We start from the raw sequence: 25,610 nt of genomic DNA on the forward strand, positions 1-25,610 counted from the left end.
TGACCTGGTGGTATGCTGCCGTAATTGTGTAACGGCGCCATCCTGCGCCATAAGCAGGGCATGACGCACGACCACGACCACAGCGACCACGGGCATGACCATCACGGCCATTCCCATGGCCTCGGCCACAGCCATCTGCCGACCAATTTCGGCCGCGCCTTCGCGCTCACAACGGCGCTCAACCTCGCCCTGGTCGTGGTTCAGGTCGTCTATGGCCTGATCGCCGATTCGATGGCCTTGCTGGCCGACGCCGGGCACAATTTCGGCGATGCGATCGGCCTGATCCTGGCTTGGATCGCCTATACGCTCGGGCGGGTCAAGGCGACCGAGCGTTTCACCTACGGCTTCCGCTCGGCCTCGATCCTCTCCGCCTTCGCCAATGCCGTGCTGTTGCTGCTGGCGACCGGCGCCATTGCCTGGGAGGCGCTGCGCCGCTTTTCCGAACCGCCGGAGGTCGCGGGCGTCACGGTGATGATCGTGGCCGGCGCCGGCGTCGTCATCAACGGCCTCTCGGCCTGGATCCTGATGGCGGGGCAGAAACACGACCTCAACATCCGCGGCGCCTATCTGCATCTGGTCGCGGATGCCGCCGTCTCGGTCGGCGTGGTGCTCGGCGGCGCGGTGATCGTGGCGACGGGTTGGAACTGGGTCGATCCCGCCGTCAGCCTGGTGATCGCCGCGGTGATCGTCTGGGGCACCTGGGGCCTGTTGCGCGAATCCTTCGAGCTTTCGATGCAGGCGGTGCCGAAGGGCATCGCCCTCGCCGAGGTGCGCGGCTATCTCGAGGGTTTACCGGGAATCTCAGGCGTGCATCACTTGCACGTCTGGGCGATGAGCACGACCGAGAACGCGTTGACCGTGCATCTCGTCTTTCCGTCCGGCCATCCGGGAGACGGCTTCCTGACCCGCGTCAGCGACGAGCTCAGCCACAAGTTCCGCATCCATCACCCGACCATCCAGATCGAGATCGCCGATGGCGCGCCCTGCGCCATCGAGCATCACCATTAGACCCATTCCAGTAGTCGTCATTGCCGGGCTTGACCCGGCAATCTTGCGCAGAGCGGAACCAGATGCCCGGGTCAAGCCCGGGCATGACGGTTGTGGTCAGACCCAGCGGAACACCACGCCGGCATAGACCAGCGCGATCACCAGCGGCGCCCAGAGCGTGGTGTTCACCAGGCCGATCCAGGCCAGGAAGATGAAGGCGCTGCCCAGGAGCGAGATGAACAGCCGGTCGCCGCGGGTGGTGTCGAGGCCGATGATGCCATGCCGCGCGCCGCCGCCGGGCGAGGCCTTCTCCCAGACCGACATGCCGATCAGGCAGAGCAGGATGAAGCCGAAGAAACAGGCGGTCGGCCAGGTCCAGGCCATCCAGGAGATGAGATCGGTGCCTTCCATCCGGTGATCTCCTAGACGCGGCCGAGGGCGAAGCCCTTGGCGATGTAGTTGCGCACGAAATAGATCACGACCGCACCGGGAATCAGCGTCAGGGTGCCGGCCGCGGCCAAGAGGCCGAGCTCATAGCCCGAGGTGCTGGCGGTCTTGGTCATCAGCGCCGCGATCGGCTTGGCGGCGACCGCGGTCAGGGTCTTTGCCAGCAGCATCTCGACCCAGGAGAACATGAAGCAGAAGAAGCAGGCCACGCCGATACCGGCGGCGATGGTCGGGATGAAGATCTTGATGAAGAAGCGCGGGAAGGAATAGCCGTCGACGTAGGCGGTCTCGTCCAGCTCCTTCGGCACGCCCGACATGAAGCCTTCCAGGATCCAGACCGCCAGCGGGATGTTGAACAGCGTATGCGAGAGCGCGACCGCCCAAGGCGTGTCGAACAGCCCGACCGCGGAATAGAGCTGGTAGAACGGCAGCGCGAATACCGCCGCCGGCGCCATCCGGTTGGTCAGCAGCCAGAAGAACAGGTGCTTGTCGCCGAGGAAGCGATAGCGCGAGAAGGCATAGGCCGCCGGCAGCGCCACCAGCACCGACACCACGGTGTTGATGACCACGTATTCGATCGAGGCGACATAGCCCATGTACCAGGTAGGGTCGGTGAAGATCTTCCGGTAATTGTCGAGCGTGAAGCTCTGCGGCCAGGGCGTGAAGCCGCCCAGGATCTCGTTGGTGGTCTTGAACGACATGGTGACCAGCCAATAAATCGGCAGCATCAGGAACAGGATGTAGAGGATCGGGACGATCGAACGTTTCTGCATCACTTCGCCTCGTTCCGCATCATGAGCGTATAGAACACCCAGGAGAGCAGCAGGATGATCAGGAAGTAGATGATCGACATGGCGCCCGCCGGGCCGAGGTCGAACTGGCCGAGCGCCACCTTGAAGAGGTCGATCGAGAGGAAGGTGGTGGCCGAGCCCGGCCCGCCGCCGGTCAGCACCTGGACCTCGGTGTAGATCATGAAACTGTCCATGAAGCGCAGCAGGATCGCGATCGTCAGCACCCGCTTCAGCTTGGGCAGCTGGATGAAGCGGAACACCGCCCAGGCGCTGGCGCCGTCGATCTTGGCCGCCTGGTAATAGTCGTTCGGGATCGCGACCAGGCCGGCATAGCAGAGCAGCACCACCAGCGAGGTCCAGTGCCAGACGTCCATCAGCACCACGGTGAACCAGGCATCGCCCGGCTGGCGGGTGTAGTTGAACTCGATGCCGAGCGCGTTCAGCCCCTTGCCCATCAGGCCGATCTCGGGGAGCGCGAAGACGTTCCACATCGAGCCGACCACGTTCCAGGGAATGAGCAGCGGCAGCGCCATCAGCACCAGGCAGACCGAGACCCAGGGCCCCTTGCGCGGCATCGCCAGCGCGATCGCCAGGCCCAAGGGAATCTCGATCGCCAGGATGACGGCGGTGAAGATGAGCTGCCGGCCGAGCGAGGCGTGGAACCGGTCGGACTGCAAGGTGTCCTGGAACCACTGCACGCCGGACCAGGAGAACATGTTGTTGCCGAAGGTCTCCTGCACCGAATAGTTCACCACCGTCATCAACGGAATGATCGCGTTGAAGGCGACGAAGACGAAAACCGGCAGGACCAGGAACCAGGCTTTCTGATTGACCGTCTTGTTCATGTCTTTCAGCCCACCAGCCAGCCGTCGCGATAGAGATGCGTGTGCTTGGGATCGAACGTCAATTGCGCGGCGCCGCTCGGGATCGGATCGCCCTCCGGCACCAGCAGGCGGATGCGATGCTCGCTGGCCCGCGTCTCGACGATGCGGAAGCGCCCGGCATCGGCCACCTTGGTGACCTCGACCGGGATCGCCGGTCCGGCACCATGTCCGTTGAACTTGATGAACTCCGGCCGGATGCCGATCTCGAGCTTGCCGTCGCTCGGCACCTGGATCGCGCCCGCGAGCGGCACGGCATGGCCGAGGAAGGTCGGGCGGCCGTTCTCGACCGCGCAGGGCAGGGCGTTCATGCCCGGCGAGCCGATGAAATGGCCGACGAAGGTATGGGCCGGCCGCTCGAACAGCTCGACCGGCGTGCCGACCTGCACGACCTCGCCGAGGTTCATCACCACCACCCGGTCGGCGAAGGTCAGCGCCTCGGTCTGGTCATGGGTCACGTAGATCATGGTGCGTCGGATCCGGTGATGCAGCTCCTTCAATTTCGAGCGCAGGATCCATTTCAGATGCGGGTCGATCACGGTCAGCGGTTCGTCGAACATGATGACGTTGACGTCCGAGCGCACCAGGCCGCGCCCCAGCGAGATTTTCTGCTTGCCGTCGGCGGTCAGGCCCGAGGCGCGCTTGTTGAGCGTCGGGGTCAGGTCCAGCATGTCGGCGATCTCACGCACGCGCTTGTCGATGTCGCCGGCGGCGACGCCGCGATTCTTGAGCGGGAAGGCCAGGTTGTCATAGACCGTCATCGTGTCGTAGACGACCGGGAACTGGAACACCTGGGCGATGTTGCGCTCCTCGGGCGTCGCGCGGCCGACATCGGTGTTGTCGAACAGGATCCGCCCCTCGGTCGGGTGCAGTAGGCCCGAGATGAGGTTCAGGAGAGTGGTCTTGCCGCAGCCCGAGGGCCCCAGCAGCGCATAGGCGCCGCCATCGGCCATCTCGAGAGTCATCTCGCGCAGTGCATAATCTTCCGGCTTCTGGGGATTCTGGACGTAGGAGTGCCGGAGCTTGTCGATCAGGATGCGTGCCATCAGCTCAGCCCTCCTTGGTTCAATCCGGCGACGAGATTGTTGTCGCGGTCGAACAGGAAGCCGCGGGCGACATCGACATAGAGCCTGGCCGTCGCGCCGACATCGAAGGGATGCACGCCGTGGGATTGCGAGATCCAGGTGGCGCCGTTGAGATCGACGTGCAGAACGCTTTCCGAGCCGCTCAATTCGGTTACCAGCACGCGGCCCTCGATGGCGACGGCATTGGGCGTCTGCTGGAACGGCGCCACCAGATGCGCGCGGATGCCGAGCAGGTAGTCGCCGTCGGCCAGGCCGCCGATGGCGCCGCTGACCGGCCAGGAGATGCCCGGCCCCAGCACCAGTTCGTTGCCCCGCTTGGTGACCGTGGCGGTGTTGAGCGGCGGATCGGAGAAGACCTGCGCGCTGATCAGGTCGCTGGGATTGCGGTAGATCCGGCCGGTCGGGCCGAATTGGGTGACGCGCCCCTCGTTCAAGGTCGCGGTATGCCCGCCGAACAGCAAGGCTTCCGACGGCTCGGTCGTGGCATAGACCACGATGCAGTGCCGGTCGGCGAAGATCCGCGGCAGCTCGTCGCGCAATTCCTCGCGCAGCTTGTAGTCGAGATTGGCCAGCGGCTCGTCCAGCAGGATCATGTCGCTGTCCTTGACCAGGGCGCGGGCGATGGCGGTGCGCTGCTGCTGGCCGCCGGAAAGCTCGGCCGGCTTGCGGCCCAGCATCGGCTTCAGGCGCAGCAGCTCGGCGACGGATTGCACCCGGCTGTCGATGGTCTTGGCGTCCTTCCCGGCGACGCGCAGCGGCGAGGCGATGTTCTCGTAGACCGTCATATGCGGGTAGTTGATGAACTGCTGGTAGACCATCGAGACGTTGCGCTTCTGCACCGAGACGCCGGTCACGTTCCGGCCGTTGAACCAGATCTCGCCGCTGGTCGGCTTGTCGAGACCGGCCATCAGCTGCATCAGCGTGGTCTTGCCCGCGAGCGTCGTGCCCAGCAGCACGTTGAAGGTCCCTTCCTCGAGCTTGAGGTTGGTTTCGTGGATATGGACGGCGCCATCCACGCTCTTCATCACGTTCTTCAGCTCGAGGGTCATCGCGGATCTTTGGGTCGTTCTTCGGGATCGTTGCCTGGCAGCGATCCCCCGGGGCGTTCCCGCCCCGGGGGATGCCGTGGTCTAGACTAGCACAAGTGCCGGCAGGGAACTTACTGCCAGCGCTTGATCAGCTCGTCATAGGCGATGGTCTCGCCCTGGGGCTTCTCGTTGTCGAGCTTCGCCCAAGGCGCGTGGTCCTTGCTCAGCCACTCGCTCGGATCCTTCTCCGGATTCAAGCGCGGGCCGCAGCCGTGATAGACCTGCTGCTGCTCGTCGGCCTGCTGCATGCGGGCCATCACCTGGTCCATCTGGCCGGCCAGACGGTCCATGGCTTCCTGCGGCGTGAACGCACCGGAGTTGACGTCACCGATGTTCTCCCAGAACAGCTGGGCGAGCTTCGGATAGTCGGGCACGTTGATACCGGTCGGGGTCCACGCGACGCGGTCGGGTGAGCGGTAGAACTCGATCAGACCGCCGAGCTTCGGCGCGCGCTCGGTGAACGAGGCATGCCGGACGGTGCTGTCGCGGATGAAGGTGAGACCGACATGGCTCTTCTTCACATCGACAGTCTTCGAGGTGACGAACTGGGCATAGAGCCAGGCCGCCTTGCGCTGCGGGACCGGGGTCGAGTTGAACAGCGTCCAGGAACCGGCGTCCTGGTAGCCGCGCTGCGAACCTTCCTTCCAGTACGGGCCGTGCGGCGACGGCGCCATCCGCCAGAGCGGGTTGCCCGCATCGTCCACGGTGTTGTTGCCCGAGCTCTTCGGGGCCACCATCGAAGCGGTGAAGGCGGTGTACCAGAAGATCTGCTGGGCGACATTGCCTTGGCTGAGCGCCGGCAGCGACTGGTAGAAGTCGAGGTCGGCGGCACCCGGAGGCGCGTATTTGCGGAGCCACTCGTCCCACTTGGCGACGGCATAGACGGCGGCCGGGCTGTTTGCACCGCCGCCGCGGCTGACCGAGGCGCCGGCCGGGTTGCAGGAACCCTTCTCCATCCGGATGCCCCACTCGTCGACCGGGCGTCCGTTGGGAGAACCGACATCGGCTTCGCCGGCCATCGACAGCCAGGCGTCGGTCATGCGCCAGCCGAGATCCGGCGCGCGCTTGCCGTAGTCCATGTGGCCGTAGACGCGGACACCGTTGACTTCCTTCACGTCGTTGGTGAAGTACTCGGCGATGTCCTCATAGGCCGACCAGTTCACCGGCACGCCGAGATCGTAGCCGTACTTCTTCTTGAAGCCTTCCTTGATCTTCGGATCGTCGAACCAGTCCTTGCGGAACCAGTAGAGGTTGGCGAACTGCTGGTCAGGGAGCTGCCACAGCTTGCCGTCCGGGCCGGTGGTGAACGACTTGCCCATGAAGTCGTCGATGTCGAGGCCCGGGTTGGTCACGTCCTTGCCTTCGCCCGCCATCCAGTCGGTGAGATTGATGGCGCTCTGCAGGCGGGAGTGGGTGCCGATCAGGTCGGAGTCGTTGATGTAGCCGTCGTAGAGATTGCGGTTGGTCTGCATCTGGGTCTGCACCGCCTGCACGACTTCGCCTTCGCCGAGCAGCTGGTGGTTGACCTTGATCCCCGTGATCTCTTCGAACGCCTTGGTCAGGACCTTGGATTCATATTCGTGGGTCGGGATGGTCTCCGACAGCACGTTGATCTCCATGCCCTTGAACGGCTCGGCGGCCTTGATGAACCACTGCATCTCCTTCAACTGCTCTTCTTTCGAGAGCGTCGAAGGCTGGAACTCGTCGTCGATCCACTTCTTGGCCGCGGCCTCATCCGCATACGCAGGAGCCAACCCCCACGCGAGCAGCAAGGCGGCGACCGATACGCTTCGATATAGCGTAGTCATGATCGTTTCCTCCACTAGTGCGCGTTGCTGTTTGCGCCCGGCTCCTGCGCACGATCCGAACCGGACGTCGTTTTCCGCCGCCGCATGACCCGCATCACGCGGCGGAAGAAGGACTCAACTCGCTCGCGCAGCCTCCGGCTGCGCGGCCCCGCTCGGCATCGCGGCTTCCAGGGCCGCGCGCTCCTCGGGGCGCATGTGCAATCCCAGTTTCGAGCGCCGCCAGAGCACGTCCTCGGCGGTCATCGCCCATTCCTCGGCTTTGAGGTAATCGACCTCGCGCTCGTAGAGATCGGCGCCGTAGTTGCGCCCCAGGTCGTTGAGACCATGCGCGCCGCCGATCACCTGCTCGATCCGCGTGCCATAGGCGCGCGCCAGGCGCCGCACCGTCGGCGCCGGCAGCCAGCTGAAGCGCCGGGTCTGCGCCGCCACGAAGGCCTCGAAATCGGCATCGGCGATGTCGCCGCCGGGCAGGGACGCGTCCTTGGTCCAGTCGCCGCCGGCCTTCGGGAAGAAGGGCTTCAGCTTCTGCAGCGCATGTTCCGAAAGCCGGCGATAGGTGGTGATCTTGCCGCCGAACACATTGAGCAGCGGCGCCTTGCCGCCGTTCTCCTCGAGATCGAGCACGTAATCGCGCGAGACCGCGGAGGCGGATTCGCTGCCGTCCTCGTCGAACAGCGGCCGGACCCCGGAATAGGACCAGACCACGTCCTTGGGCGCCAGCGACTTCGCGAAGTGCCGGTTCACCACGTCGCAGAGATACTGGGTCTCTTCCGCGGAGATCGCGACCTTGGCGGGGTCACCCTCATAGGGCACGTCGGTGGTGCCGACCAGGGTGAACTTGCCCTCATAGGGAATGGTGAAGACGATGCGCCGGTCGGCATTCTGCAGGATGAAGCAGTGATCGCCGTCGTAGAGCTTGTCCACGACGATATGGCTGCCCTTGACCAGCCGCAGCGTCGCCTTCTGCTTCTGCTGGAGCGGGCCGGTGATGAACTCGCCGGCCCAGGGCCCGGTGGCGTTGACCAGCGCGCGTGCCTGCAGGCTGCGCGTCTCGCCGCTGTCGGATTTCAATTCCACGCGCCAGAGATCGCCCTCCCGCCTGGCCGCGGTGACGGTGGTGCGGGTCAGGATCTCGGCGCCGCGCTCGCGCGCATCGACGGCGTTCAGCGCGACCAGCCGCGCATCGTTGACCCAGCAGTCGGAATATTCGAAGCCGACCTCGAAGCCGGGCTTCAGGCCGTTGGAATAGGGCTTCTCCTTCAGCGACACCCGCTTCGAGCCGGGCAGACGCTTGCGACCGCCGAGATGATCGTAAAGGAACAGGCCGATCTGGATCATCCAGGCCGGCCGCAGCGTCTTCTCATGCGGGAGAACGAAGCGCAGCGGCCAGATGATATGCGGCGCGGATTCGAGCAGCACCTCGCGCTCGCTCAACGCCTCGCGCACCAGCCGGAACTCGTAGTATTCGAGATAGCGCAGCCCGCCATGGATCAGCTTGGTGCTGGACGACGAGGTCGCGCTGGCGAGATCGCGTCGTTCCACGGCGGTCACCGAGAGGCCGCGCCCGGCGGCGTCGCGCGCGATGCCGATGCCGTTGATCCCGCCGCCCACGACGAGGAGATCGCGCACAGCATCGCCGCTCACGCGCTCATCTCCGCCCGGAAGCTTCGGGCGCGCTCAAGCCGACGCCACTTGAATTTGCGGATCCCTGCCATCGCCTCCCCACGTCCGCCATTCTCGAACCTCCGTCCGGTGGCGGTTTTCGAAAACTAACAGCGCGTTCCTAGGTTCGCAATCGAAAATCAGATGATTAATTTTGCGCGATTGCGAAAAGCGAGAGTTCGAATACGCTGCATCGCACAAGATCGTTGTCCTGCGCGGGGTTAGGTCAGGTTTTTGTCAGGGCTGGTCGACGGTGTAGAGCCGGACGTCGTGCTTTTCGATCTGGTCGAGCACCGATTGGGGCGGCCTGCGATCCGTGAAGAAGGCGTCGAGCATGCCGATATCGCCCAGGCGCACCATCGGCTTGCGCTCGAACTTGGTATGGTCCGCGACCAGGAACACCTGCCGCGAGTTCTCGATGATGGCCTGGCTGACCCGCACCTCGCGATAGTCGAAGTCGAGCAGCGACCCGTCGGCATCGATGCCGCTGATGCCGATGATGCCGAAATCGACCCGGAACTGGGAGACGAAATCGACCGCGGCCTCGCCGACGATGGCGCGGTCCAGCGGCCGCACCACGCCGCCGGTGATGATCACCTCGACCGAGGTATTCTCGCACAGAATCGAGGCTACCTGCAGGTTGTTGGTGATGACCCGCAGCCGCGAATGCTTCAGCAGCGCCCGCGCCACCTCTTCGTTGGTGGTGCCGATGTTGATGAAGAGGGAAGAATCGTTGGGGATATGCTGGGCGCAGAGCGCCGCGATCCGCTGCTTCTCGGTCAGCTGCTGCACCTGGCGCGTGGTATAGGCGGTGTTCTCGACGCTGGAGGCGAGCCCCGCCCCGCCGTGGTAGCGCGAGACCATGTCCTGGTCGGAGAGCTCGTTGATGTCCCGGCGGATGGTCTGGGGCGTCACGTTGAAATGCTGGGCCAGGGCGTCGATCGACATGAAGCCGCGCTGCTGCACCAGTTTCACGATGCTGGCATGTCTCTCTTCGCGCTGCATGGATCGGCTTCCGGCTGGTGACAGTGTCGAGACGGCATCTTGCCACCGGGATTGCGAAACCGAAAGCCGGCCTTTTCGCCCGGTTCGAAATCGCGTATCGATGGGAAAAGCCGCCAGGCAACCGCGGGCAGGGGAGAAACGATGGCGACCAGGGACCTCATTCTATCGATCGACCAGGGCACGACCAGCACGCGGGCGATCGCCTTCTCGACCGGCGGCGAGGCCGTCGCGACCGCGCAGAAGGCGCTGCCGCAGATCTACCCCGCCGACGGCTGGGTCGAGCATGACCCGGAAGAAATCTGGTCGGCGACCGTCGAGGTCTGCCGCAAGGTGCTGGCGGAGGTGGGTCAGGATCGCGTCGGCGCCATTGGCATCACCAACCAGCGCGAGACCGCGGTCATCTGGGACCGGAAGACCGGCAAGCCGATTCACAACGCCATCGTCTGGCAGGACCGCCGGGGCGCGCCGCTTTGCAAGAAGCTGGTCGAAGCCGGCCACGAGCCGATGATCCAGCAGAAGACCGGCCTGCTGGTCGATTCCTATTTCTCGTCGACCAAGATCGCCTGGCTGCTGGAGAATGTCGCCGGCGCAAAGGACCGCGCCGCGAAAGGCGAGCTCGCCTTCGGCACCATCGACAGCTTCCTGCTCTGGCGTCTCACCGGCGGCAAGGTGCACGCGACCGACATCACCAATGCCTGCCGCACCATGCTGTTCGACATCCACAAGAAGCAATGGGATGCGGATCTGCTGAAGCTGTTCGGCGTGCCCCAGTCGCTGCTGCCGGAAGTGAAGCCGAATGCCGGCGTCTTCGGCACCAGCGATGCCGCAACAATTGGCGTGGCGCTGCCGATCGCCGGCATGGCGGGCGACCAGCAGGCGGCGGTGATCGGCCAGGCCTGCCTGAAGCCCGGCATGATCAAGAGCACCTACGGCACCGGCTGCTTCGCGCTGTTGAACACCGGCAACGAGGCCAAGCCCTCGCAGAACCGTCTGCTCACCACCATCGCCTATCAGCTCGGCGACCGCTTCGCCTACGCCGTGGAGGGCAGCATCTTCGTAGCCGGCGCGGCGGTGCAATGGCTGCGCGATGGCTTGAAGCTGTTCCAGGAAGCGGGCGACACCGACAGCCTCGCGAAATCCGCGTCGAACACCAGCAATGTCTACCTGGTGCCGGCCTTCACCGGTTTGGGCGCGCCCTACTGGGACCCCGAAGCGCGCGGCGCCATCCTCGGCCTCACCCGCGACACCGGCATCGCCGAAGTGGTGCGCTCGGCGCTGGAGGCGGTCTGCTACCAGACCCAGGACCTGATGGCGGCGATGAGCGCCGACGGCGGCACGCGGCCGACGGCGCTCCGGGTCGATGGCGGCATGGCGCGCAACGACTGGGTGCTGCAGTTTCTCGCCGACATCCTGCAGCTTCCCGTCGAGCGGCCGCATGTCACCGAGACCACGGCCCTGGGCGCCGCCTTCTGCGCGGGTCTCGGCAGCGGCATGATCGCCGACGTGGCGGCGATCGAGCAGACCTGGCGCCCGGACCGGCGCTTCGAGCCGAAGATGACCGCCGCCGAGCGTGACCGGCGCTACGCGGGATGGCAGGATGCGGTCCGCCGCATCCGCCACGGTGCAAAATAGGGATTCAGCATGAGCGAACTCGCGACCGATATTTCGAAAGGCCTGCTGGGCGAGGAATTCGCCGGCCGCAAGGTGCTGATCACCGGCAGCAGCCGCGGCATCGGCGCCGCCGCCGCTTTGGCCTTCGCGGCGCTCGGCGCCAGGGTGGCGCTGCATGGCACCAAGGACAGCGACACCCTGCGCGCGACCGCCGCCGCCATCGCCAAGGCCGGCGGTGCGGAGCCGGTGGTCGTGATCGCCGACTACCAGAACGCCGCCGAAGTGGAGCGTTCGGTCGCGGAAGCGGCCAAGGGCCTCGGCGGCATCGACGTGCTGATCAACAATGCCGGCACCATGCTCGGCCGCGTGCGCCTCGAGGCGCTGACCGCCGAACAGGTCGATGCGGTGCTGGCGCTGAACGCCCGCTCGGTCGTGGTCGCTTCGAAGGCTGCGCTGCCTTACCTGAAGAAGGCGCAGCACGGCACCATCATCAGCACCACCTCGGTCGCGGCCCGCATGGGCGGTGCGGCGGGTGCCGGCGTCTATGCGGCGGCGAAAGCCTTCGTCTCCACCTACACCAAGGCGATGGCGACCGAATTGGCCGAGACCGGCATCCGCGTGAACGCGGTCTCGCCGGGCTTCATCTTCACCGACTTCCACCGCCGCTATTCGACGCCGGAGCGGGTGAAGGCGATGGCCGACATCATCCCCTTGAAGCGCGTCGGCATGGCCGAGGATTGCGCCGGCGCCTACCTCTTCCTGGCCTCGCACCGCATGGCCGGCTTCATCACCGGCCAGATCATCGAGGTCAACGGCGGCCAGTTGATGCCGTAGCGGGGCAAGCCATGGACAGACTGCGGGTGGCGCTGGTCGCCCATGACGAGAAGAAGCCGGACCTGGTTTCCTGGGTCGAGCAGCACCGGCAGCATTTCAAGGCCTTCGAGCTGTTCGCGACCGGCACCACGGGGCAGCGCGTCACCGAACGCTGCCCCGAGCTGCCGGTGAAACGCCTGAAGAGCGGTCCCTTGGGCGGCGACCAGCAGATCGGCGCGATGATCGCCGAGCGCAGGCTCGACGCACTGATCTTCTTCGTCGATCCCTTGTCGCCGCACCCGCACGACGTCGACGTGAAGGCACTGACCCGCCTCGCCATCGTCTACGACATCCCCTTCGCCCTCAACCGCGCCACCGCCGAGATGATGCTGGCAGAGCTCTGCCTGGCGAAGCGGGCGGCCTCTTAGACCCGGCCTTCCTGGATCGCCGCGGTCAGGGCCACGGCGGTGCCGCGCAGGCCGGCATCGCGGGCCAGGATGACGAAGACCGGGATGGGTTTGAGGAACGGCGTCAGCCGGCCCTTCTGCTCGAAGGCAGTGCGGAAGACAGGACCGGCCAGCGCGTCCTGGATCTTCGGCGGGATGCCGCCGCCGAGATAGACGCCGCCTTGCGCGCCGAGCGTGAGCGCGGTGTCGCCGGCGACGCGGCCCAGCGCCTTCACGAAGAAGGCGAGCGCCTCGACCGCGATCGGGTCCTCCTTGTAGAGGCCGCGCCGCGTCACTTCCGAGGCTTCCAGCATCTGCGCCTTGACGCCGCGATGGGCGGCGAAGGCGGCGTAGAGATTGATGATGCCGGGACCCGAGAGCACGCGCTCGTTGGAGAAATGATCGAGGCTGCCGCGCAGCCGCTTCACGATCGCGAATTCCTCGGCGGTCTCGACCGCGAAGCTGGCATGGCCGCCCTCGCCCGGGATCGGCATCCAGCGGCTGCTCGACCAGACGATGCCGCCGACGCCGAGGCCCGTGCCCGGGCCGACCACCGCCTTGACCGCGCGCTCGACCGGTTGCTCGCCGCCGATCTGCTGCAGGTCGTCGCCCGACAGCAGCGGCACCGAGAGCGCCTGGGCCTCGAAATCGTTCACCAGCAGCGTCTTCTCCGCGCCGGTCGCGGCGCAGAGCTCCTCGGTGGTCATGCTCCAGCGGAGATTCGTGATGGTGGCCTTGTTGCCGGTGACCGGGCCGGCGACCGCGAAGGCCGCGACCTTCGGCGTGACGCCGGTCTTCTTCACATAGGCCGCGGCGGCCTCGGGCAGGGAACGGAAACGCGCGGCGGAGAAGGTGTCGAAATTCGGCTCGACCTGTCCGTCGAGATCGGCCATCGCGAAGCGCACATTGGTGCCGCCGACATCGGCGACCAGGGCGGTGGGATTGCTCAAGTCGAGAATTCTTTCGTCACGCGCGGTTGAATGCGGCGGTAATGTGGCGGCTTCCGCCGCGCTTTCAAAGCGGAAAGTCGCCCCGCCGAAACGTGTCGGCTGAATTAATTCGTTTCGGATTCGCCCGCTTGCGCCAGCAGCCAGTCGCGGAAAGCGGCGACCCGCGGGATCGCCGCCGCCGCCGCCGGGGTGACGATGTAATAGGAGAATCGCGAGCGGACGCCGCGCGGGAACAATCTCACCAAATGGCCCGCTGCGATGGCGGGGCGGGCGAGCGCGCCGCGGGCCAGCGCGATTCCCTGTCCGGCGATCGCCGCCTGCAGCACCAGGCTGGGCTCGGTATAGAGCGGCCCCCGCTCCGGCTCGGCGCGGTCGAGCCCGATCGACTTGAACCAGTCGCTCCAGGGCTGCCGCGCATCGCGCAGCAGCGGCAGCTCGGCGAGGTCGCGCGGCTGCTTCGGCAGCGCGCCGCCGTTGAATCCAGGGCTGCAGACCGGAACGATCTCCTCGTCCATCAGCTTCACCGCCTCGACGCCCGGCCAGTGGCCCGGTCCATAGCGCAGGGCCATGTCGACATCGTCGCGGGTGAAGTCGACCAGGGTGATGGTCGGCAGCAGGCTCACGTCGATCTCGGGATGCCGGCGCTGGAAATCGCCGAGCCGCGGGATCAGCCAGTATGACGCAAGCCCCGGATGCACGCTCACCGTCAGCACCTGGCCGCGCCGCGACGCGCGCACATCCTCCATGCCCTGCTCCAGCCGCGCGAAGCCGTCGCGCACATAGCCGAACAGCCGCTGGCCTTCCGGCGTCAGCACCATGCGCCGCCCCGAGCGCTTGAAGAGGTCGACGCCGAGCGCTTCCTTCAGCACGCGCATCTGAAAGCTGATCGCGCCATGGGTGAGGTTGAGCTCCTCGGCCGCGCGCGAATAGCTGACATGGCGCGCCGCCGCCTCGAAGGCGCGCAAAGCGGCAAGGGGCAGGGTCCGGACCGGCATGCCGATATGTTAGCCAGATTGACAGATTGGGTCAAAATTTCTCGTTCGTATCCCTGGCATTGGCGGTCTACATCCAGTCCAGCTGCGAGCCAGACTCGCGTATTGTATGGAGACAATCATGCCCCTGATCCGGATCGAGATGCGGCGCGGCAAGTCCCGGGATTATCGCCGCGCGGTCGCCGACGGGATCCATCGCGCCCTGGTCGATGGCATCGGCGTTCCGCTGAAGGATCGCTTTCAGATCATCACCGAGCATGACGGCGACGACCTGATCTACGACCGCGAATATTTCGGCGTCGCCCGCAGCGACGATGCGATCTTCGTGACCGTCAGCCTGCGCCGCGGCCGTTCTCCAGCGGTGAAACAGGACTTCTACCGCCGCGTCGTCGCCAACCTCGCCGCCGACCCGGGGGTCAGGCCGGAAGACGTCGCCATCGTCTTGACCGAGAACGGCGAGGCCGACTGGTCTTTCGGCAAGGGCGAAGCGCAGCTCTTGGGCGCCGATGCGCCGCCGATCCGCACCGCGATTCCCGCTTGAAGGAGACGACCATGGTCAACATTCCCTACCGCTCCAGCGAATCTCTCCTGGAGGAGCGCATCTCCGATCGATTGTCGGCGCTGCGCCGCACCGCCGGCGCGATCGTGCTGGCCCTGATCGCGGCGCTGCTGCTCGGCACCTTGCTGCAGCACGCGTCGATCGACGGCAACGCCTTGCAGGATCTCGTGCCGCTGGACGATCCGGCCGTCGCCGCGCTATTTACCGCCTGACGCGGTTTGACTTTGGGGGACGGGGATGAGCGTGTATCGGCTGCACTGTTTCAAGGAATCCGGCAATGCCTACAAGGCGGCGCTGATGCTGGAGCTCAGTGGCTGCGACTGGCAGCCGGTCTGGGTCGATTTCTTCAACGGCCAGACCCGCGGCGAGGCCTTCCGCGGCGAGGTGAACGAGATGGGCGAGGCACCGGTCCTGGAGCACCAGGGCCTGCGCCTCACCCAGAGCGGCGTGATCCTCGATTATCTGGCCGGGGTGACCGGCAAGTTCGGCCCGCGCAACGACGCGGAGCGGCGCGAGATCCTGCGCTGGATCCTGTTCGACAACCACAAATTCACCAGCTACTACGCGACGCTCCGCTTCCTGTTCGGCTTGCAGAAGACCGGCGAGACGCCGGTCACCGAGTTCCTGCGGACACGGGCGCGCGGCGCCTACGGCATCGTCGACAAGCATCTCGCCGGACGAAAATTTCTGCTCGGCGACCAGCCCACCATCGCGGATCTCTCACTGGCAGGCTATGTCTTCTACACCGAGCCGACCGGCATAGACCGCGCCAAGGAATTCCCCAACGTCGAGGCCTGGGCGGCGCGGATCGCGGCGCTGCCGCGCTGGCAGCACCCGCACGCGCTTATGCCGGATCCCGCCTCTTGAGCCGTCATGCCCGGACTTGATCCGGGCATCCGTCTCCAGTGGGCGCGAGATTGCCGGGTCAAGCCCGGCAGTGACGAAAGGTGTTCACTCCCTGAGGTCGTAGTGGAACACCTTCGCGACGATCTGCCAGCGGCCGTCGAGCTTTACGAAGGTCAGGAAATCGGTGAAGAAGCGCGGCCGCACCGCGCATTCCACGCGCGCGAAGCAGGTCACCGGCCCGGCGAACTCGATCGAGATGATGCGGTCGGCCCTGGCCTCGCCCTTGCTGGCCGGCGACGGGCGCTTGTCCACCACCGGGAAATACTCGCCCATGTCGAGATGCAGCAGCTTGCCGTCGGTGGCGCAGAAATAATGCGCCTCCGGGTGGAAGACACGGCCGAGAATCTTGGTGTCGCTGTTGTAGAGGCCGTCGAAATAGTCCTTGAGCACGGCGGTCATCTCGTCGAAACGCGGGTCCATGCGGGCGATCTCCTGAAGGAAGCTGCGCGAGCCTAGATCAGCAAAGGCTGAATTGGAATCGTCATGCCCGGGCTTGACCCGGGCATCTGGTGCAGGCGGCGCGAGATTGCCGGGTCAAGCCCGGCAATGACGGCAACTTGGAGCCCTAATATTGAAAACCGTTTGACATATTCCGGCGCGGGGCGCAGGCTCGCCGGCAACAAAGAAGACCACGCAACAGGGATGGCGTGCCAGGCATGGCCCTCAAAGGGACCAACCAGGAATACGGCCGGCCGTATAACCGGCGCATCGTGCTGGAGACGATCCGTCTCCAGGGCCCGATCGCGCGCGGCGAGATCGCGAAACGCGTCGGCCTCACCGTGCAGACCGTCTCCACCATCATCCGCGAGCTCGAATCCAACGGCTTCGTGCTGGGCGCGCGCGAGGAGCGCCGCCGCCGCGGCTATCCCGCGACCGAGCTCAAGCTCAACCCCGACGGCGGCCACGCGATCGGCGTCCATGTGACGCCGCGCGGCATCGAGGCGGCGCTGATCAACCTCGCCGGCGCGGTGATCGCCCGGCGCGAGCGCAAGCTCCCGCGCCTGAAGCCCACGGCGGCCTTTGACGCGATCGGCGATCTGGTGGCCGCGCTGCGCAAGCAGAAGCCGCGCGGCCGGAGCTTGGGGCGCATGCTCGGCCTCGGCCTCGCGATGCCGGGCCCGTTCGACGTCGAATCGATGAGTTTCGTCGGCCCGACCACGCTCGAAGGCTGGAGCGGTGTCCCGATCCGCGAGCGCCTCGCCGCGAAGACCGATCTCCCGGTCTTCATCGAGGTCGACCACGCCGCGGCGGCGCTCGGCGAGCGGCTCTACGGCGCCGCCCGCGACATCCGTGACTTCTACTACCTGTTCTTCGGCGTGGGCTTGGGCGGCTGCATGGTGCAGGAAGGCAATGCGCTCCGCGGCTCGCACGGCAATGCCGGCGAGATCGGCCATCTGCCGATGGTGCCGGGCGGCGAGGCCTGCCCCTGCGGCAACGCGGGCTGCCTCGAGCGCTATCTCTCCTGCCTCGCCCTCGAACGCGGCGCGCAGAAAGTCGGCGGCGTCGAGGGCTGGATCCGCGAAGTAACCCCTCTCTTCAAGAGTGCGATTGTGGCGATCGAGAACCTGTTCGACCCCCTGACCATCGTGATCGGCGGCATCGCGCCGCCGGACGTGCTCGACCGGCTGATCGCGGCGGCCGACCCGCTGCCGCATTCGGTCGCCGATCGGCGCGACCGCGCGATCCCGCGGGTGATCCGCTCCGCCAACGGCGAGGATGCGGTGCTGCGCGGCGCCGCGGCGCTGGCGGTCTCCGGCGTGCTCTCGCCGCGATTCGGCTTGATGTTCGCGGCCAACGATCCCTTGATGGAACGGGAGGCCGCGGCATGAGCGACACGCTGCTCCAGCTCGACAACATCGTGAAGAACTACGGCGCCATCGAGGCGCTGAAAGGCATCAGCTTCGAGATCGGCCGCGGCGAGGTGGTCGCGCTGTTGGGCGACAACGGCGCCGGCAAGTCCACCTTGGTGAAGATCATCGCCGGCGGCCTGGAGCCGACCTCCGGCCGCATCGTCTTCGACGGCCAGGAGCGCAACTTCAGCTCGCCCTCCGAAGCCAAGGCGGCCGGCATCGAGACCGTCTACCAGGACCTTTCGCTCTGCACCAATGTCGATGTCGTGGCGAACTTCTTCATGGGCCGCGAGATCGTGAAACGCTTTCTCGGCATCCCGATCCTGCAAGAACGCGCGATGCAGGAGGTGGTCGAGAAGGCCATGGCCAACGCCGGCACCCGCATCCCCTCGATGCGCACCAATGTCGAGCATCTCTCCGGCGGCCAGCGCCAGGCGATCGAATTGAACCGCTTCGTCCATTGGGGCGGCAAGCTGGTGCTGCTGGACGAGCCCTTCGCGGCCTTGGGCGTCGAGCAGACAAGGCGCGGCCTCGACATGATCAAGCGCATCGCGGCGCAGGGCATCGGCGTCGTCATCATCACCCATATCATGGCCCAGGCTTTCCAGGTTGCCGACCGCATGGTCGTCATCCGCCAGGGGAAGGTCGCGGGCAATGTCGAACGGGCGAAGACCAGCCCGGATGAGGTCGTCCGGATGATAACCGGCGAGAGTCTCTAGAATCTGAGTTCTGAGGGAAACAGGAGGGCTAAATGAAACGGCTACTGCGTGCAACATTGACGGCGGGTGCGATCGCCATGGCGGCGTTCGCCGCGCACACCGCCAATGCCGAGGACAAGGGCAAGGTCTACTACATGGTGCCGACCCTGCTGGACGAGTTCCAGACCGCTTCGGTCGAGGCCATCACCAACTTCATGAAGGAAGTCGGCTACACGGTCGAGGCGAAGAACGCCGACAACAAGACCGACCTGCAGCAAAGCCAGATGAACGACGTCATCGCCTTGAAGCCCAAGGCGATCATCCTGGCCGCCGTGGACTTCAATGCGCTCGTGCCGTCGATCGAGAAGGCCCGGGCCGCCGGCATCCCGGTGATGATCTTCGACCGTCAGATCAAGACCACGAAGATGGACTTCACCTCGGTTGCCGGCACGGTCGAGATCGGCCATGTCGCCGCCGACCAGATCCAGGGCCTGCTGAAGACCAAGAACGGCGCGGTCAAGGGCAAGGTGCTGCAGGTGCTCGGCGATCCCGCCGATCCCTACACCCTCGAGATCCAGCAGGGCTTCGAGGAGAAGATGAAGGCCTTCCCGGACGTGCAGATCATCTCGCTGCCGGCCATGCAGTGGGAAGCCTCCAACGCCGGCACCATCGTCGCCGACCAGCTGGTGGCGAACCCGGACATCGACCTGATCTTCGTGCATGCGGCGCATCTGGCCGTTGCGGCGGTCGCTTCGCTCGAAGCCAAGGGCAAGAAGCCGGGTGACGTCATGCTGGTCTCCTCCAATGGCGCGCCGGTCGGCCTCGATCTCATCCGCAAGGGCTGGGAGAATGTCGAGGTCGAGCAGCCGCTCTTCGCGCAGGCGGCGGCGCTGGCGATGTTCGCCGACAAGGTGATCAACAAGCAGGAGATCAAGCCGGGCAAGTACGACGTGCTCGGTCTGGAATCCGAGGTCACCATCGAATCCTGGGGTCCGAACATCAAGATCCCGGGTGCGGCGATCAACAAGGGCAATGTCGACGACACCAAGTTCTGGGGCAACCTGAAGCCCCCCGCGACGCCGATCAAGCCGGTCGAATAAGCGCATACTGAAAACACCGGGCCGCCTTCTCACTTGTCAGGGGCGGCGGCCCGGTTCTCTTTCCTGATAAGTTCGGAGCTGCAAGATGTCCCCAGGCCAACGGGCTCTTCTGGAATTCCTGCTCGACAACCTGGTCTGGTTGCTGCTGATCGTCGTCCTGGTCGTCTTCTCGATCGCCATCCCCAATTATTTCCAGGTCGGGATCTTCACCAACATCATCGAAGACTCGACCTATGTCGGCGTCATGGCGATCGGCCTCGCCATCGTCATCATCGCCGGCAACATGGACCTCTCCGTGGAGTCCGTCGCCGGCTTGACCGCCATGGTGACCGGCATCCTGTTCTGCAGCGGCGGCATCGGCCTCAACCCTGACTTCGGCGCGTGGAATTGGGTGATCATTCCGGGCTCCCTGCTGCTGGCGCTGATCGTCGGCGGTGTGATCGGGCTGAGCAACGGCATCCTGGTGGTGAAGCTCCGGATGAACGCTTTCATCGTGACGCTCGCCTCTTATATCTGGGTGCGCGGCCTGGTGCTCGCCATCTCCGGCGGCCGCTCGGCCCAGGGCATGGTGCCGGAGCTCCGGGTCATCGGCATTCCGGTCTTCGATTTTCTGCCGCCGAGCGCCTTCATCGCCATTCTCTGCTTCATCGGTTTCTCTTTCCTGATGCGCCGCACACCCTTCGGCCGCCACGTCACCATGATCGGCGGCAACCCGGTCGCGACCTTCCGCGCCGGCATCAAGACCGACCGCCTGATCCTGATCAGCTTCGTCATCGCGGGCGCGGTCGCCGGCGTCGCCGGCTGGCTGCTGGCGATCCGCACCTCGGGCGCCACCGCCAATCTCGGCGTCGGCATGCTGTTCAAGGCCTTCGCTGCCGTCGTGATCGGCGGCGTCAGCCTGAAGGGCGGCATCGGCCAGCTGCCCGGCGTCTATGCCGGCGTGCTGCTGCTGTCGGCCATCCAGACCGCGATCAACCTGATGGGCCTGCCCGCGCACTACACCCAGCTGATCCTCGGCTTCCTGGTCCTCGCCGCGATGCTGATCGACACATTGAAGCTGCAGATCAGGCAACGGCTGGCATGAGGGGACTGGCATGACCGGGCGTCTCCACGGCAAGGTCGCGCTGATCATCGGCGCGGCGCGCGGCATCGGCGCCGGCATCGCCCAGCGCTTCCACGAGGAAGGCGCCAAGCTCGTCATCGGCGACAGCGAGGCCGAGGCGGGAAGGGCGACGGCGGAGAAGCTCGGCGGCAGGTTCATTACCACCGACATCTCGAAGAAGGCGGATGCCGAGCGTGCCGTGAAGACGGCGCTCGACGCCCATGGCGATCTCCACATCGTGGTGCAGAATGCCGGCATCTATCCCTGGTCGCTGATCGAGAACACCGAGCCGGAGGAATGGGACGCCGTGCTCGGGGTCAACCTGCGCGGCACCTACCTCATCGCCCGGGCGGCGCTGCCGCATATGAAGGCGAAGCGATACGGCCGGATGATCTTCACCTCCTCGATCACCGGCCCGCGCGTGACCAGCCCCGGCCACGGCCATTACTCGGCGTCGAAGGCCGGCATCAACGGCTTCATCAAGTCCGCGGCGCTGGAATTCTCCGGCTACGGCATCACCGTTAATGGCGTGGAACCGGGCAACATCCTGACCGAGGGCATCCAGCAGCACCGCAGCGCCGCCTTCATCAAGACCATGGAGGAGGCGATTCCCTTGGGCCGGCTCGGCACGCCGCGCGACATCGCCAACGCCACGCTGTTCCTCGCCTCCGACGAGGCGGCCTATATTACCGGCACGACCATCGTGGTCGATGGCGGCCAGACCCTGCCCGAGGGCAAGGACTTCCGCCTGCAGCCGGAATAGACGCGGAGGAGGCGCCGATGAGTGCCGAGCAGACGCTGAAGGAGCGCGGAATCGTCCTGCCGGACTGCCCGAGCCCGAAGGGCAACTATGTGCCGGCGCTGGTGCATAACGGCATCCTCTATCTCTCGGGCCAGGGCCCCTTGCAGGAGAACGGCGAGTTCGCCCAGGGCGTGGTCGGCGCGGAGCTCACGGTGGAGCAGGGCTACCAGCACGCGCGATTGACCGGCCTGGTCCTGCTCTCCGCGGCCCGGCAGCTGCTGGGCTCGCTGGACCGGGTCGAGCGGGTGCTCTCGGTCTTCGGCATGGTCAACGCCGTGCCGGGCTTCGGCCAGCAGCCGCAGGTGATCAACGGCTGCTCCGACCTCTTCGTCGAAGTCTTCGGCGAAGCCGGCCGCCACACGCGCGCGGCCGTCGGCATGGGCAGCCTCCCGCTCGGCATCTCGGTCGAACTCACCGCCACCATGGCGGTGCGGGGGTAGCACGATATGGGATCAGGTTCGATCGGATAACTCCGGCGGAGTATGCAGCGCCGATGAGCCCGCTGATTCGACCATATCGCTTCCCGCTCTAGGTCAGGTTCTGCCTCCTCGGTCCATGTTTCATCCAAGGCCAGCTTGCTTCCGGAACTGGCCTTTTCATACGCGTGCCCAGCAGGCGACATCGCGAGCAGAACCGCGATGACGACACCGTGAAGACGGACGGTCATTGGAATCTCTCCGCGTGGTCCGGCCACAACCTTCGATTGGTGATCCGGAGAAGGAGACCCGCCATGGCCCAGAATTCTGGCCCGACGCGATACATTATAAGAGACTGTTTTTAAACGTAGAATTCGGACGGAGCGCTTGCGCCGGAGCAGGCAAAGCGCTATAGTTTTACTCGCAGTGGCCGTGACGCGCCGGCTGTGCCCCGCCCGGGGCTTGAGATCCGGCACCTTCGTGCCGTTCCCGTTCCGATGGTTGAAGCGATCGATGCCTTGCGCGTCGCGCGCTCAGAAGCTCGCGTGCTGCCGATCCGGACCCAGAGAGGAAGAAGAACCGATGGAAACCCTGGAAGAGTTCAAGGCACGGCTGAGGCAGCGTGAGCTGTCCGTGGCGGCGGCCAACCGGCCCACTGCATTGACCCAGCATGTACAGGCGCCGCCCGATGCGGCGGCCAACCGGCCTACTGCATGGACCCAGCATGTACAGGATCGCCCGCTGCCCGCCGCAGGGGCCGAGCAGGCTGCTGCATGGACCCAGCATGTACAGGATCGCCCGCTGACCGCCGCAGGGGCCGAGCAGGCTGCTGCATGGACCCAGCATGTACAGGATCGAGCGCCGCCCGCCGCAGGGGCCGAGCAGGCTGCTGCATGGACCCAGCATGTACAAGATCGAGCGCCGCCCGCCGCGGGGACCGAAGAGGCCGCTGCATGGACCCAGCATGTACAGGATGAAAGACCGATGGCGATCCTCACCGACGAAATCCGGACCTATATCGTCAAGGCCCTGGCCTGCTTCGACACCCCCAGCCGGGTGGCGGATGCGGTCCGGGAAAACTTCAAGATCGAGGTGAGCCGGCAGCAGGTCTTCTGCTACGACCCGAAATCGTCGCAGCGATTGGCGCCGCGTTGGCGCGAGCTCCATGCCGCGACGCGCCAGGCCTATCTGCGCGAGGTCGCCGAGATCGACATTGCGCAGAAGACCTACCGCCTCGCCATGCTCGATCGCCTGGCGCACATCGCCCTGACCAGCAACTATCTGACCGATGCCGCCCGGTTTCTGGAGCAGGCGGCGAAGGAATGCGGCGGCATCTACGAGAATCGGCGGCCGATCGTCGTGAATCTCTCGATGCCGCAGCCGCCCGGGCCGCTGCCGTCCGGGCCGCAGCCGCCCTACACGGGTGCCGATGCCGCCGAGACCGCCAGGGCGATCTCCGCCGCCGCGACCATCATCTCGATCGGCAGCGAGGGCGCGGCGCTTTCGCCGTTGAGCGAGCCTTCGCGCAGCAGTGCCGCGACCTGCTCGGAGGCATAGGGCAGGTGAATGAGGCCGCAAGGCGTCCCGCGCGCGGCGCAGAGGCCGAGCGCGGAATAGAGCGTCGCATTGCAGAGATAGCTGCCGGCCGAGTTCGAAAGCCGGGCCGGAATGCCGGCGTCGAGCAAAGCCGCGCGGATCTCGGCGCAGGGAATCGTGGCCGCGCGGGCATCGGGTCCTTCCGCTTCGATCTTGCGCCCGGTCAGCCGCGCGCCCGCATTGTCGGGAATCTCGAAATCGGCGAGGTTCACGCCGAAGCGTTCGAGCCGGATCATGTCCTCGCCGGTGGCGAGGCCGAAGCCGACATAGAGCGCCGGCGCGGTCTCCCGCAGCAGCGCCTCGAGTGCCGCCTGGTAGCGGGCGAAATCCACCGGCAGCAACCGCCCGACGATCCTGCGCCCGCCGATCTCCCGGCCGTCCAGGCTCGCGGCGATATCGGCGGAGGGGTTGCTGTCGAGCCCGGCGAAGGGCGCGAAGCCGGTGATCAGGATGGGTGCCATCTTCATTCACAAAGCCGGTGGTGTGGGGCTCCTCTTATCACGGCCCCCCGGGCCTGGCGGCCTCCGGGTAAGAAAAACTCGCGCCGCCTCAAATAACTCTTGTTTGTCTATCATATTGATAGAGATAATGCTGGGCCTGACCGGTCAGGGGGTGCGGAACCCGCCGGGGCCGAGCAAAGTTCAGACCGGAACGATCCAGGGAGCGGAGACTAGGATGCTGAAAAACATCATGAAATTCACGTCACGCACGGCTGTGAGCTTGGCCCTCGGGCTGGGGTTGGCCGGTGCGGCCGCGGCGCAGGACCGACTTCTCAACGTCTCCTATGACCCGACCCGCGAGCTCTACGTCGCCTACAACGCGGCCTTTGCCAAGCATTGGAAGGAGACGACCGGAGCGGAAATCTCGGTCGAGAGCTCCCATGGCGGCTCGGGCAAGCAGGCCCGTTCGGTGATCGACGGGTTGGAGGCCGACGTCGTCACCCTCGCTTTGGCTTATGACATCGACGCCATCGCCGAGAAGGGCAAGTTGATCGACCCGAACTGGCAGGCGCGCCTGCCGCACAACTCGACGCCCTACACCTCGACCATCGTCTTCCTGGTGCGCAAGGGCAACCCGAAGGCCATCAAGGACTGGGGCGACCTGGTGAAGGAAGGCGTCGAGGTGGTCACGCCGAACCCGAAGACCTCGGGCGGCGCGCGCTGGAACTACCTCGCGGCCTGGGACTGGGCGCTGAAGCAGCCGGGCGGCAATGCCGACACCGCCAAGGCCTTCGTCGCCGCTCTCTACAAGCATGTGCCGGTGCTCGACACCGGTGCCCGCGGCTCCACCACCACCTTCGCCCAGCGCGGCATCGGCGACGTGCTGCTGGCCTGGGAGAACGAGGCCTTCCTCGCGGTGAAGGAGCTCGGCCCCGACCAGTTCGAGATCGTCGTGCCGACGACCTCGATCCTCGCCGAACCGCCGGTCGCGGTGGTCGACAAGGTGGTCGACGCCCACGGCACCCGCAAGCTGGCCGAGGAATATCTGAAGTATCTCTACTCGCCGGAGGGCCAGGAGATCGCGGCGCAGAACTACTACCGCCCGACCGATCCGGCGATCGCGGAGAAGTACAAGGACAAGTTCCCGGCCCTGAAGCTCTCCACCATTGCCGACTTCGGCGGCTGGAAGCAGGCGCAGGCCGATCACTTCGCCGACGGCGGCATCTTCGACCAGATCTACCAGCCGGCCCAGTAGGTCCGGCACGCCGCTCGACGCGACTAAGCCGGCGCCCGGTTCGTTCTCTCCCTCCCGAATGAACCGGGCGCCATCCCTCGAACTTCCCTGCAGAGGAGTTCCTGATGCTGGCGCTCGCCGAGATCATTGGCCTCATCATTCTGAACGCGCTGCTCCACGCCGCCTTCACCCGCTGGAGGCTCGCACGCCGCATCCGCAGTCCGAAGCGCAGCGCCGGGCTGCGTCCCTCCGCCCATTACCCGATGCACCCCAGCCCGGTCGCCGGCGCGCTCGCGCCGGAGCAGGCGGTGCTGGTCCGTCCCGCCGGCACCGATTGGTAG

At 65.9% G+C, this 25,610-nt stretch carries 27 protein-coding genes and 1 pseudogene; 16 read left to right on the forward strand and 12 right to left on the reverse strand.

Going from position 1 to position 25,610, the window contains the following annotated elements:
- Positions 1 to 60: 60 nt before the first annotated feature.
- Entirely contained in the window at positions 61 to 1,008 is a 948-nt protein-coding gene (locus ACYQ4T_RS19680) for a cation diffusion facilitator family transporter (protein ID WP_459857779.1), read from the forward strand.
- Between the two features lie 96 nt (positions 1,009 to 1,104).
- Here the strand turns inward: ACYQ4T_RS19680 and ACYQ4T_RS19685 are convergent, their stop codons facing one another.
- The 8 genes from ACYQ4T_RS19685 to ACYQ4T_RS19720 all read right to left on the reverse strand — a co-directional run bounded on the left by ACYQ4T_RS19685 (position 1,105) and on the right by ACYQ4T_RS19720 (position 9,754).
- Entirely contained in the window at positions 1,105 to 1,398 is a 294-nt protein-coding gene (locus ACYQ4T_RS19685) for a DUF2160 domain-containing protein (RefSeq protein ID WP_459857781.1), read from the reverse strand.
- Between the two features lie 11 nt (positions 1,399 to 1,409).
- Complete coding sequence (locus ACYQ4T_RS19690; protein WP_459857783.1) at positions 1,410 to 2,207, reverse strand: carbohydrate ABC transporter permease; 798 nt, start codon at positions 2,205 to 2,207, stop codon at positions 1,410 to 1,412.
- Positions 2,207 to 3,070 (reverse strand): carbohydrate ABC transporter permease, encoded by an 864-nt coding sequence (locus ACYQ4T_RS19695; RefSeq protein ID WP_459857785.1) that lies wholly within the window; start codon positions 3,068 to 3,070, stop codon positions 2,207 to 2,209. Before ACYQ4T_RS19695 ends, ACYQ4T_RS19690 begins: the two co-directional genes overlap by 1 nt.
- A gap of 5 nt (positions 3,071 to 3,075) precedes the next feature.
- Positions 3,076 to 4,152, reverse strand: a complete 1,077-nt coding sequence (locus ACYQ4T_RS19700) for an ABC transporter ATP-binding protein (RefSeq protein ID WP_459857787.1) — start codon at positions 4,150 to 4,152, stop codon at positions 3,076 to 3,078.
- The gene (locus ACYQ4T_RS19705; protein ID WP_459857789.1) at positions 4,152 to 5,240 is read right to left on the reverse strand and encodes an ABC transporter ATP-binding protein; all 1,089 of its coding nucleotides are present in this window, start codon (positions 5,238 to 5,240) and stop codon (positions 4,152 to 4,154) included. The genes ACYQ4T_RS19700 and ACYQ4T_RS19705 overlap by 1 nt, the downstream gene beginning before the upstream one ends.
- A 110-nt stretch (positions 5,241 to 5,350) precedes the next feature.
- Complete coding sequence (locus ACYQ4T_RS19710; RefSeq protein ID WP_459857792.1) at positions 5,351 to 7,087, reverse strand: ABC transporter substrate-binding protein; 1,737 nt, start codon at positions 7,085 to 7,087, stop codon at positions 5,351 to 5,353.
- Between the two features lie 114 nt (positions 7,088 to 7,201).
- On the reverse strand, positions 7,202 to 8,731 hold the full coding sequence (glpD, locus tag ACYQ4T_RS19715; protein ID WP_459857795.1) for a glycerol-3-phosphate dehydrogenase: 1,530 nt from the start codon (positions 8,729 to 8,731) through the stop codon (positions 7,202 to 7,204).
- A gap of 255 nt (positions 8,732 to 8,986) precedes the next feature.
- Positions 8,987 to 9,754, reverse strand: coding sequence for a DeoR/GlpR family transcriptional regulator (locus ACYQ4T_RS19720; protein ID WP_459857798.1), 768 nt, complete (start codon positions 9,752 to 9,754; stop codon positions 8,987 to 8,989).
- Positions 9,755 to 9,895: 141 nt separating this feature from the next.
- Between ACYQ4T_RS19720 and glpK the strand changes: the two genes are divergently transcribed.
- The 3 genes from glpK to ACYQ4T_RS19735 are packed head-to-tail and all read left to right on the forward strand — an operon-like array spanning position 9,896 to position 12,606.
- Positions 9,896 to 11,386 carry a glycerol kinase GlpK gene (gene glpK, locus ACYQ4T_RS19725; protein WP_459857801.1) on the forward strand — a complete coding sequence of 497 codons (1,491 nt, stop codon included), beginning with the start codon at positions 9,896 to 9,898 and terminating at the stop codon, positions 11,384 to 11,386.
- 9 nt (positions 11,387 to 11,395) lie between these two features.
- Entirely contained in the window at positions 11,396 to 12,199 is an 804-nt protein-coding gene (locus ACYQ4T_RS19730) for an SDR family NAD(P)-dependent oxidoreductase (protein WP_459857803.1), read from the forward strand.
- A gap of 11 nt (positions 12,200 to 12,210) precedes the next feature.
- Positions 12,211 to 12,606 (forward strand): methylglyoxal synthase, encoded by a 396-nt coding sequence (locus ACYQ4T_RS19735; protein WP_459857806.1) that lies wholly within the window; start codon positions 12,211 to 12,213, stop codon positions 12,604 to 12,606.
- On the opposite strand, the gene glk is transcribed toward ACYQ4T_RS19735, so the two are convergent.
- The gene (gene glk, locus ACYQ4T_RS19740; RefSeq protein ID WP_459857809.1) at positions 12,603 to 13,574 is read right to left on the reverse strand and encodes a glucokinase; all 972 of its coding nucleotides are present in this window, start codon (positions 13,572 to 13,574) and stop codon (positions 12,603 to 12,605) included. The genes ACYQ4T_RS19735 and glk overlap by 4 nt on opposite strands.
- A gap of 104 nt (positions 13,575 to 13,678) precedes the next feature.
- Positions 13,679 to 14,569, reverse strand: a complete 891-nt coding sequence (gene gcvA / locus ACYQ4T_RS19745) for a transcriptional regulator GcvA (protein ID WP_459857811.1) — start codon at positions 14,567 to 14,569, stop codon at positions 13,679 to 13,681.
- Between the two features lie 118 nt (positions 14,570 to 14,687).
- Between gcvA and ACYQ4T_RS19750 the strand changes: the two genes are divergently transcribed.
- Genes ACYQ4T_RS19750 through ACYQ4T_RS19760 form a run of 3 tightly spaced genes read left to right on the forward strand, consistent with a single transcriptional unit; the run spans position 14,688 to position 15,992 of the window.
- The gene (locus ACYQ4T_RS19750) at positions 14,688 to 15,107 is read left to right on the forward strand and encodes a tautomerase family protein (RefSeq protein ID WP_459857813.1); all 420 of its coding nucleotides are present in this window, start codon (positions 14,688 to 14,690) and stop codon (positions 15,105 to 15,107) included.
- Between the two features lie 11 nt (positions 15,108 to 15,118).
- Positions 15,119 to 15,337: a hypothetical protein gene (locus tag ACYQ4T_RS19755; RefSeq protein WP_459857815.1), complete on the forward strand. Its 219-nt coding sequence runs from the start codon at positions 15,119 to 15,121 to the stop codon at positions 15,335 to 15,337.
- A 25-nt stretch (positions 15,338 to 15,362) separates the two neighbouring features.
- A complete protein-coding gene (locus ACYQ4T_RS19760) occupies positions 15,363 to 15,992 on the forward strand; it encodes a glutathione S-transferase family protein (RefSeq protein WP_459857818.1) in 630 nt (209 codons plus the stop codon).
- An 84-nt stretch (positions 15,993 to 16,076) separates the two neighbouring features.
- On the opposite strand, the gene ACYQ4T_RS19765 is transcribed toward ACYQ4T_RS19760, so the two are convergent.
- Complete coding sequence (locus ACYQ4T_RS19765; RefSeq protein WP_459857820.1) at positions 16,077 to 16,451, reverse strand: nuclear transport factor 2 family protein; 375 nt, start codon at positions 16,449 to 16,451, stop codon at positions 16,077 to 16,079.
- Positions 16,452 to 16,687: 236 nt separating this feature from the next.
- On the opposite strand from ACYQ4T_RS19765, the gene ACYQ4T_RS19770 reads away from it, so the two are divergent.
- The 7 genes and pseudogenes from ACYQ4T_RS19770 to ACYQ4T_RS19800 all read left to right on the forward strand — a co-directional run.
- Entirely contained in the window at positions 16,688 to 17,860 is a 1,173-nt protein-coding gene (locus ACYQ4T_RS19770) for an ROK family transcriptional regulator (protein WP_459857822.1), read from the forward strand.
- Complete coding sequence (locus tag ACYQ4T_RS19775; RefSeq protein WP_459857824.1) at positions 17,857 to 18,600, forward strand: ATP-binding cassette domain-containing protein; 744 nt, start codon at positions 17,857 to 17,859, stop codon at positions 18,598 to 18,600. Before ACYQ4T_RS19770 ends, ACYQ4T_RS19775 begins: the two co-directional genes overlap by 4 nt.
- 32 nt (positions 18,601 to 18,632) lie before the next feature.
- Positions 18,633 to 19,679 (forward strand): sugar ABC transporter substrate-binding protein, encoded by a 1,047-nt coding sequence (locus tag ACYQ4T_RS19780; protein ID WP_459857827.1) that lies wholly within the window; start codon positions 18,633 to 18,635, stop codon positions 19,677 to 19,679.
- Between the two features lie 85 nt (positions 19,680 to 19,764).
- Positions 19,765 to 20,763 carry an ABC transporter permease gene (locus tag ACYQ4T_RS19785; RefSeq protein ID WP_459857829.1) on the forward strand — a complete coding sequence of 333 codons (999 nt, stop codon included), beginning with the start codon at positions 19,765 to 19,767 and terminating at the stop codon, positions 20,761 to 20,763.
- Between the two features lie 10 nt (positions 20,764 to 20,773).
- Positions 20,774 to 21,544, forward strand: coding sequence for an SDR family NAD(P)-dependent oxidoreductase (locus tag ACYQ4T_RS19790; protein WP_459857831.1), 771 nt, complete (start codon positions 20,774 to 20,776; stop codon positions 21,542 to 21,544).
- Between the two features lie 17 nt (positions 21,545 to 21,561).
- Positions 21,562 to 22,023 (forward strand): RidA family protein, encoded by a 462-nt coding sequence (locus ACYQ4T_RS19795; protein ID WP_459857833.1) that lies wholly within the window; start codon positions 21,562 to 21,564, stop codon positions 22,021 to 22,023.
- Between the two features lie 960 nt (positions 22,024 to 22,983).
- A pseudogene (locus ACYQ4T_RS19800) lies at positions 22,984 to 23,250 on the forward strand (DUF2280 domain-containing protein); the annotation flags it as partial.
- 164 nt (positions 23,251 to 23,414) lie between these two features.
- Here the strand turns inward: ACYQ4T_RS19800 and ACYQ4T_RS19805 are convergent.
- Positions 23,415 to 24,062 carry a pyroglutamyl-peptidase I gene (locus ACYQ4T_RS19805; protein ID WP_459857835.1) on the reverse strand — a complete coding sequence of 216 codons (648 nt, stop codon included), beginning with the start codon at positions 24,060 to 24,062 and terminating at the stop codon, positions 23,415 to 23,417.
- A 208-nt stretch (positions 24,063 to 24,270) separates the two neighbouring features.
- On the opposite strand from ACYQ4T_RS19805, the gene ACYQ4T_RS19810 reads away from it, so the two are divergent.
- Both ACYQ4T_RS19810 and ACYQ4T_RS19815 read left to right on the forward strand, forming a co-directional pair.
- On the forward strand, positions 24,271 to 25,290 hold the full coding sequence (locus ACYQ4T_RS19810; protein WP_459857837.1) for a sulfate ABC transporter substrate-binding protein: 1,020 nt from the start codon (positions 24,271 to 24,273) through the stop codon (positions 25,288 to 25,290).
- Between the two features lie 104 nt (positions 25,291 to 25,394).
- Positions 25,395 to 25,610, forward strand: coding sequence for a hypothetical protein (locus ACYQ4T_RS19815; protein WP_459857839.1), 216 nt, complete (start codon positions 25,395 to 25,397; stop codon positions 25,608 to 25,610).

Source organism: Dongia sp. agr-C8, from assembly GCF_054658695.1.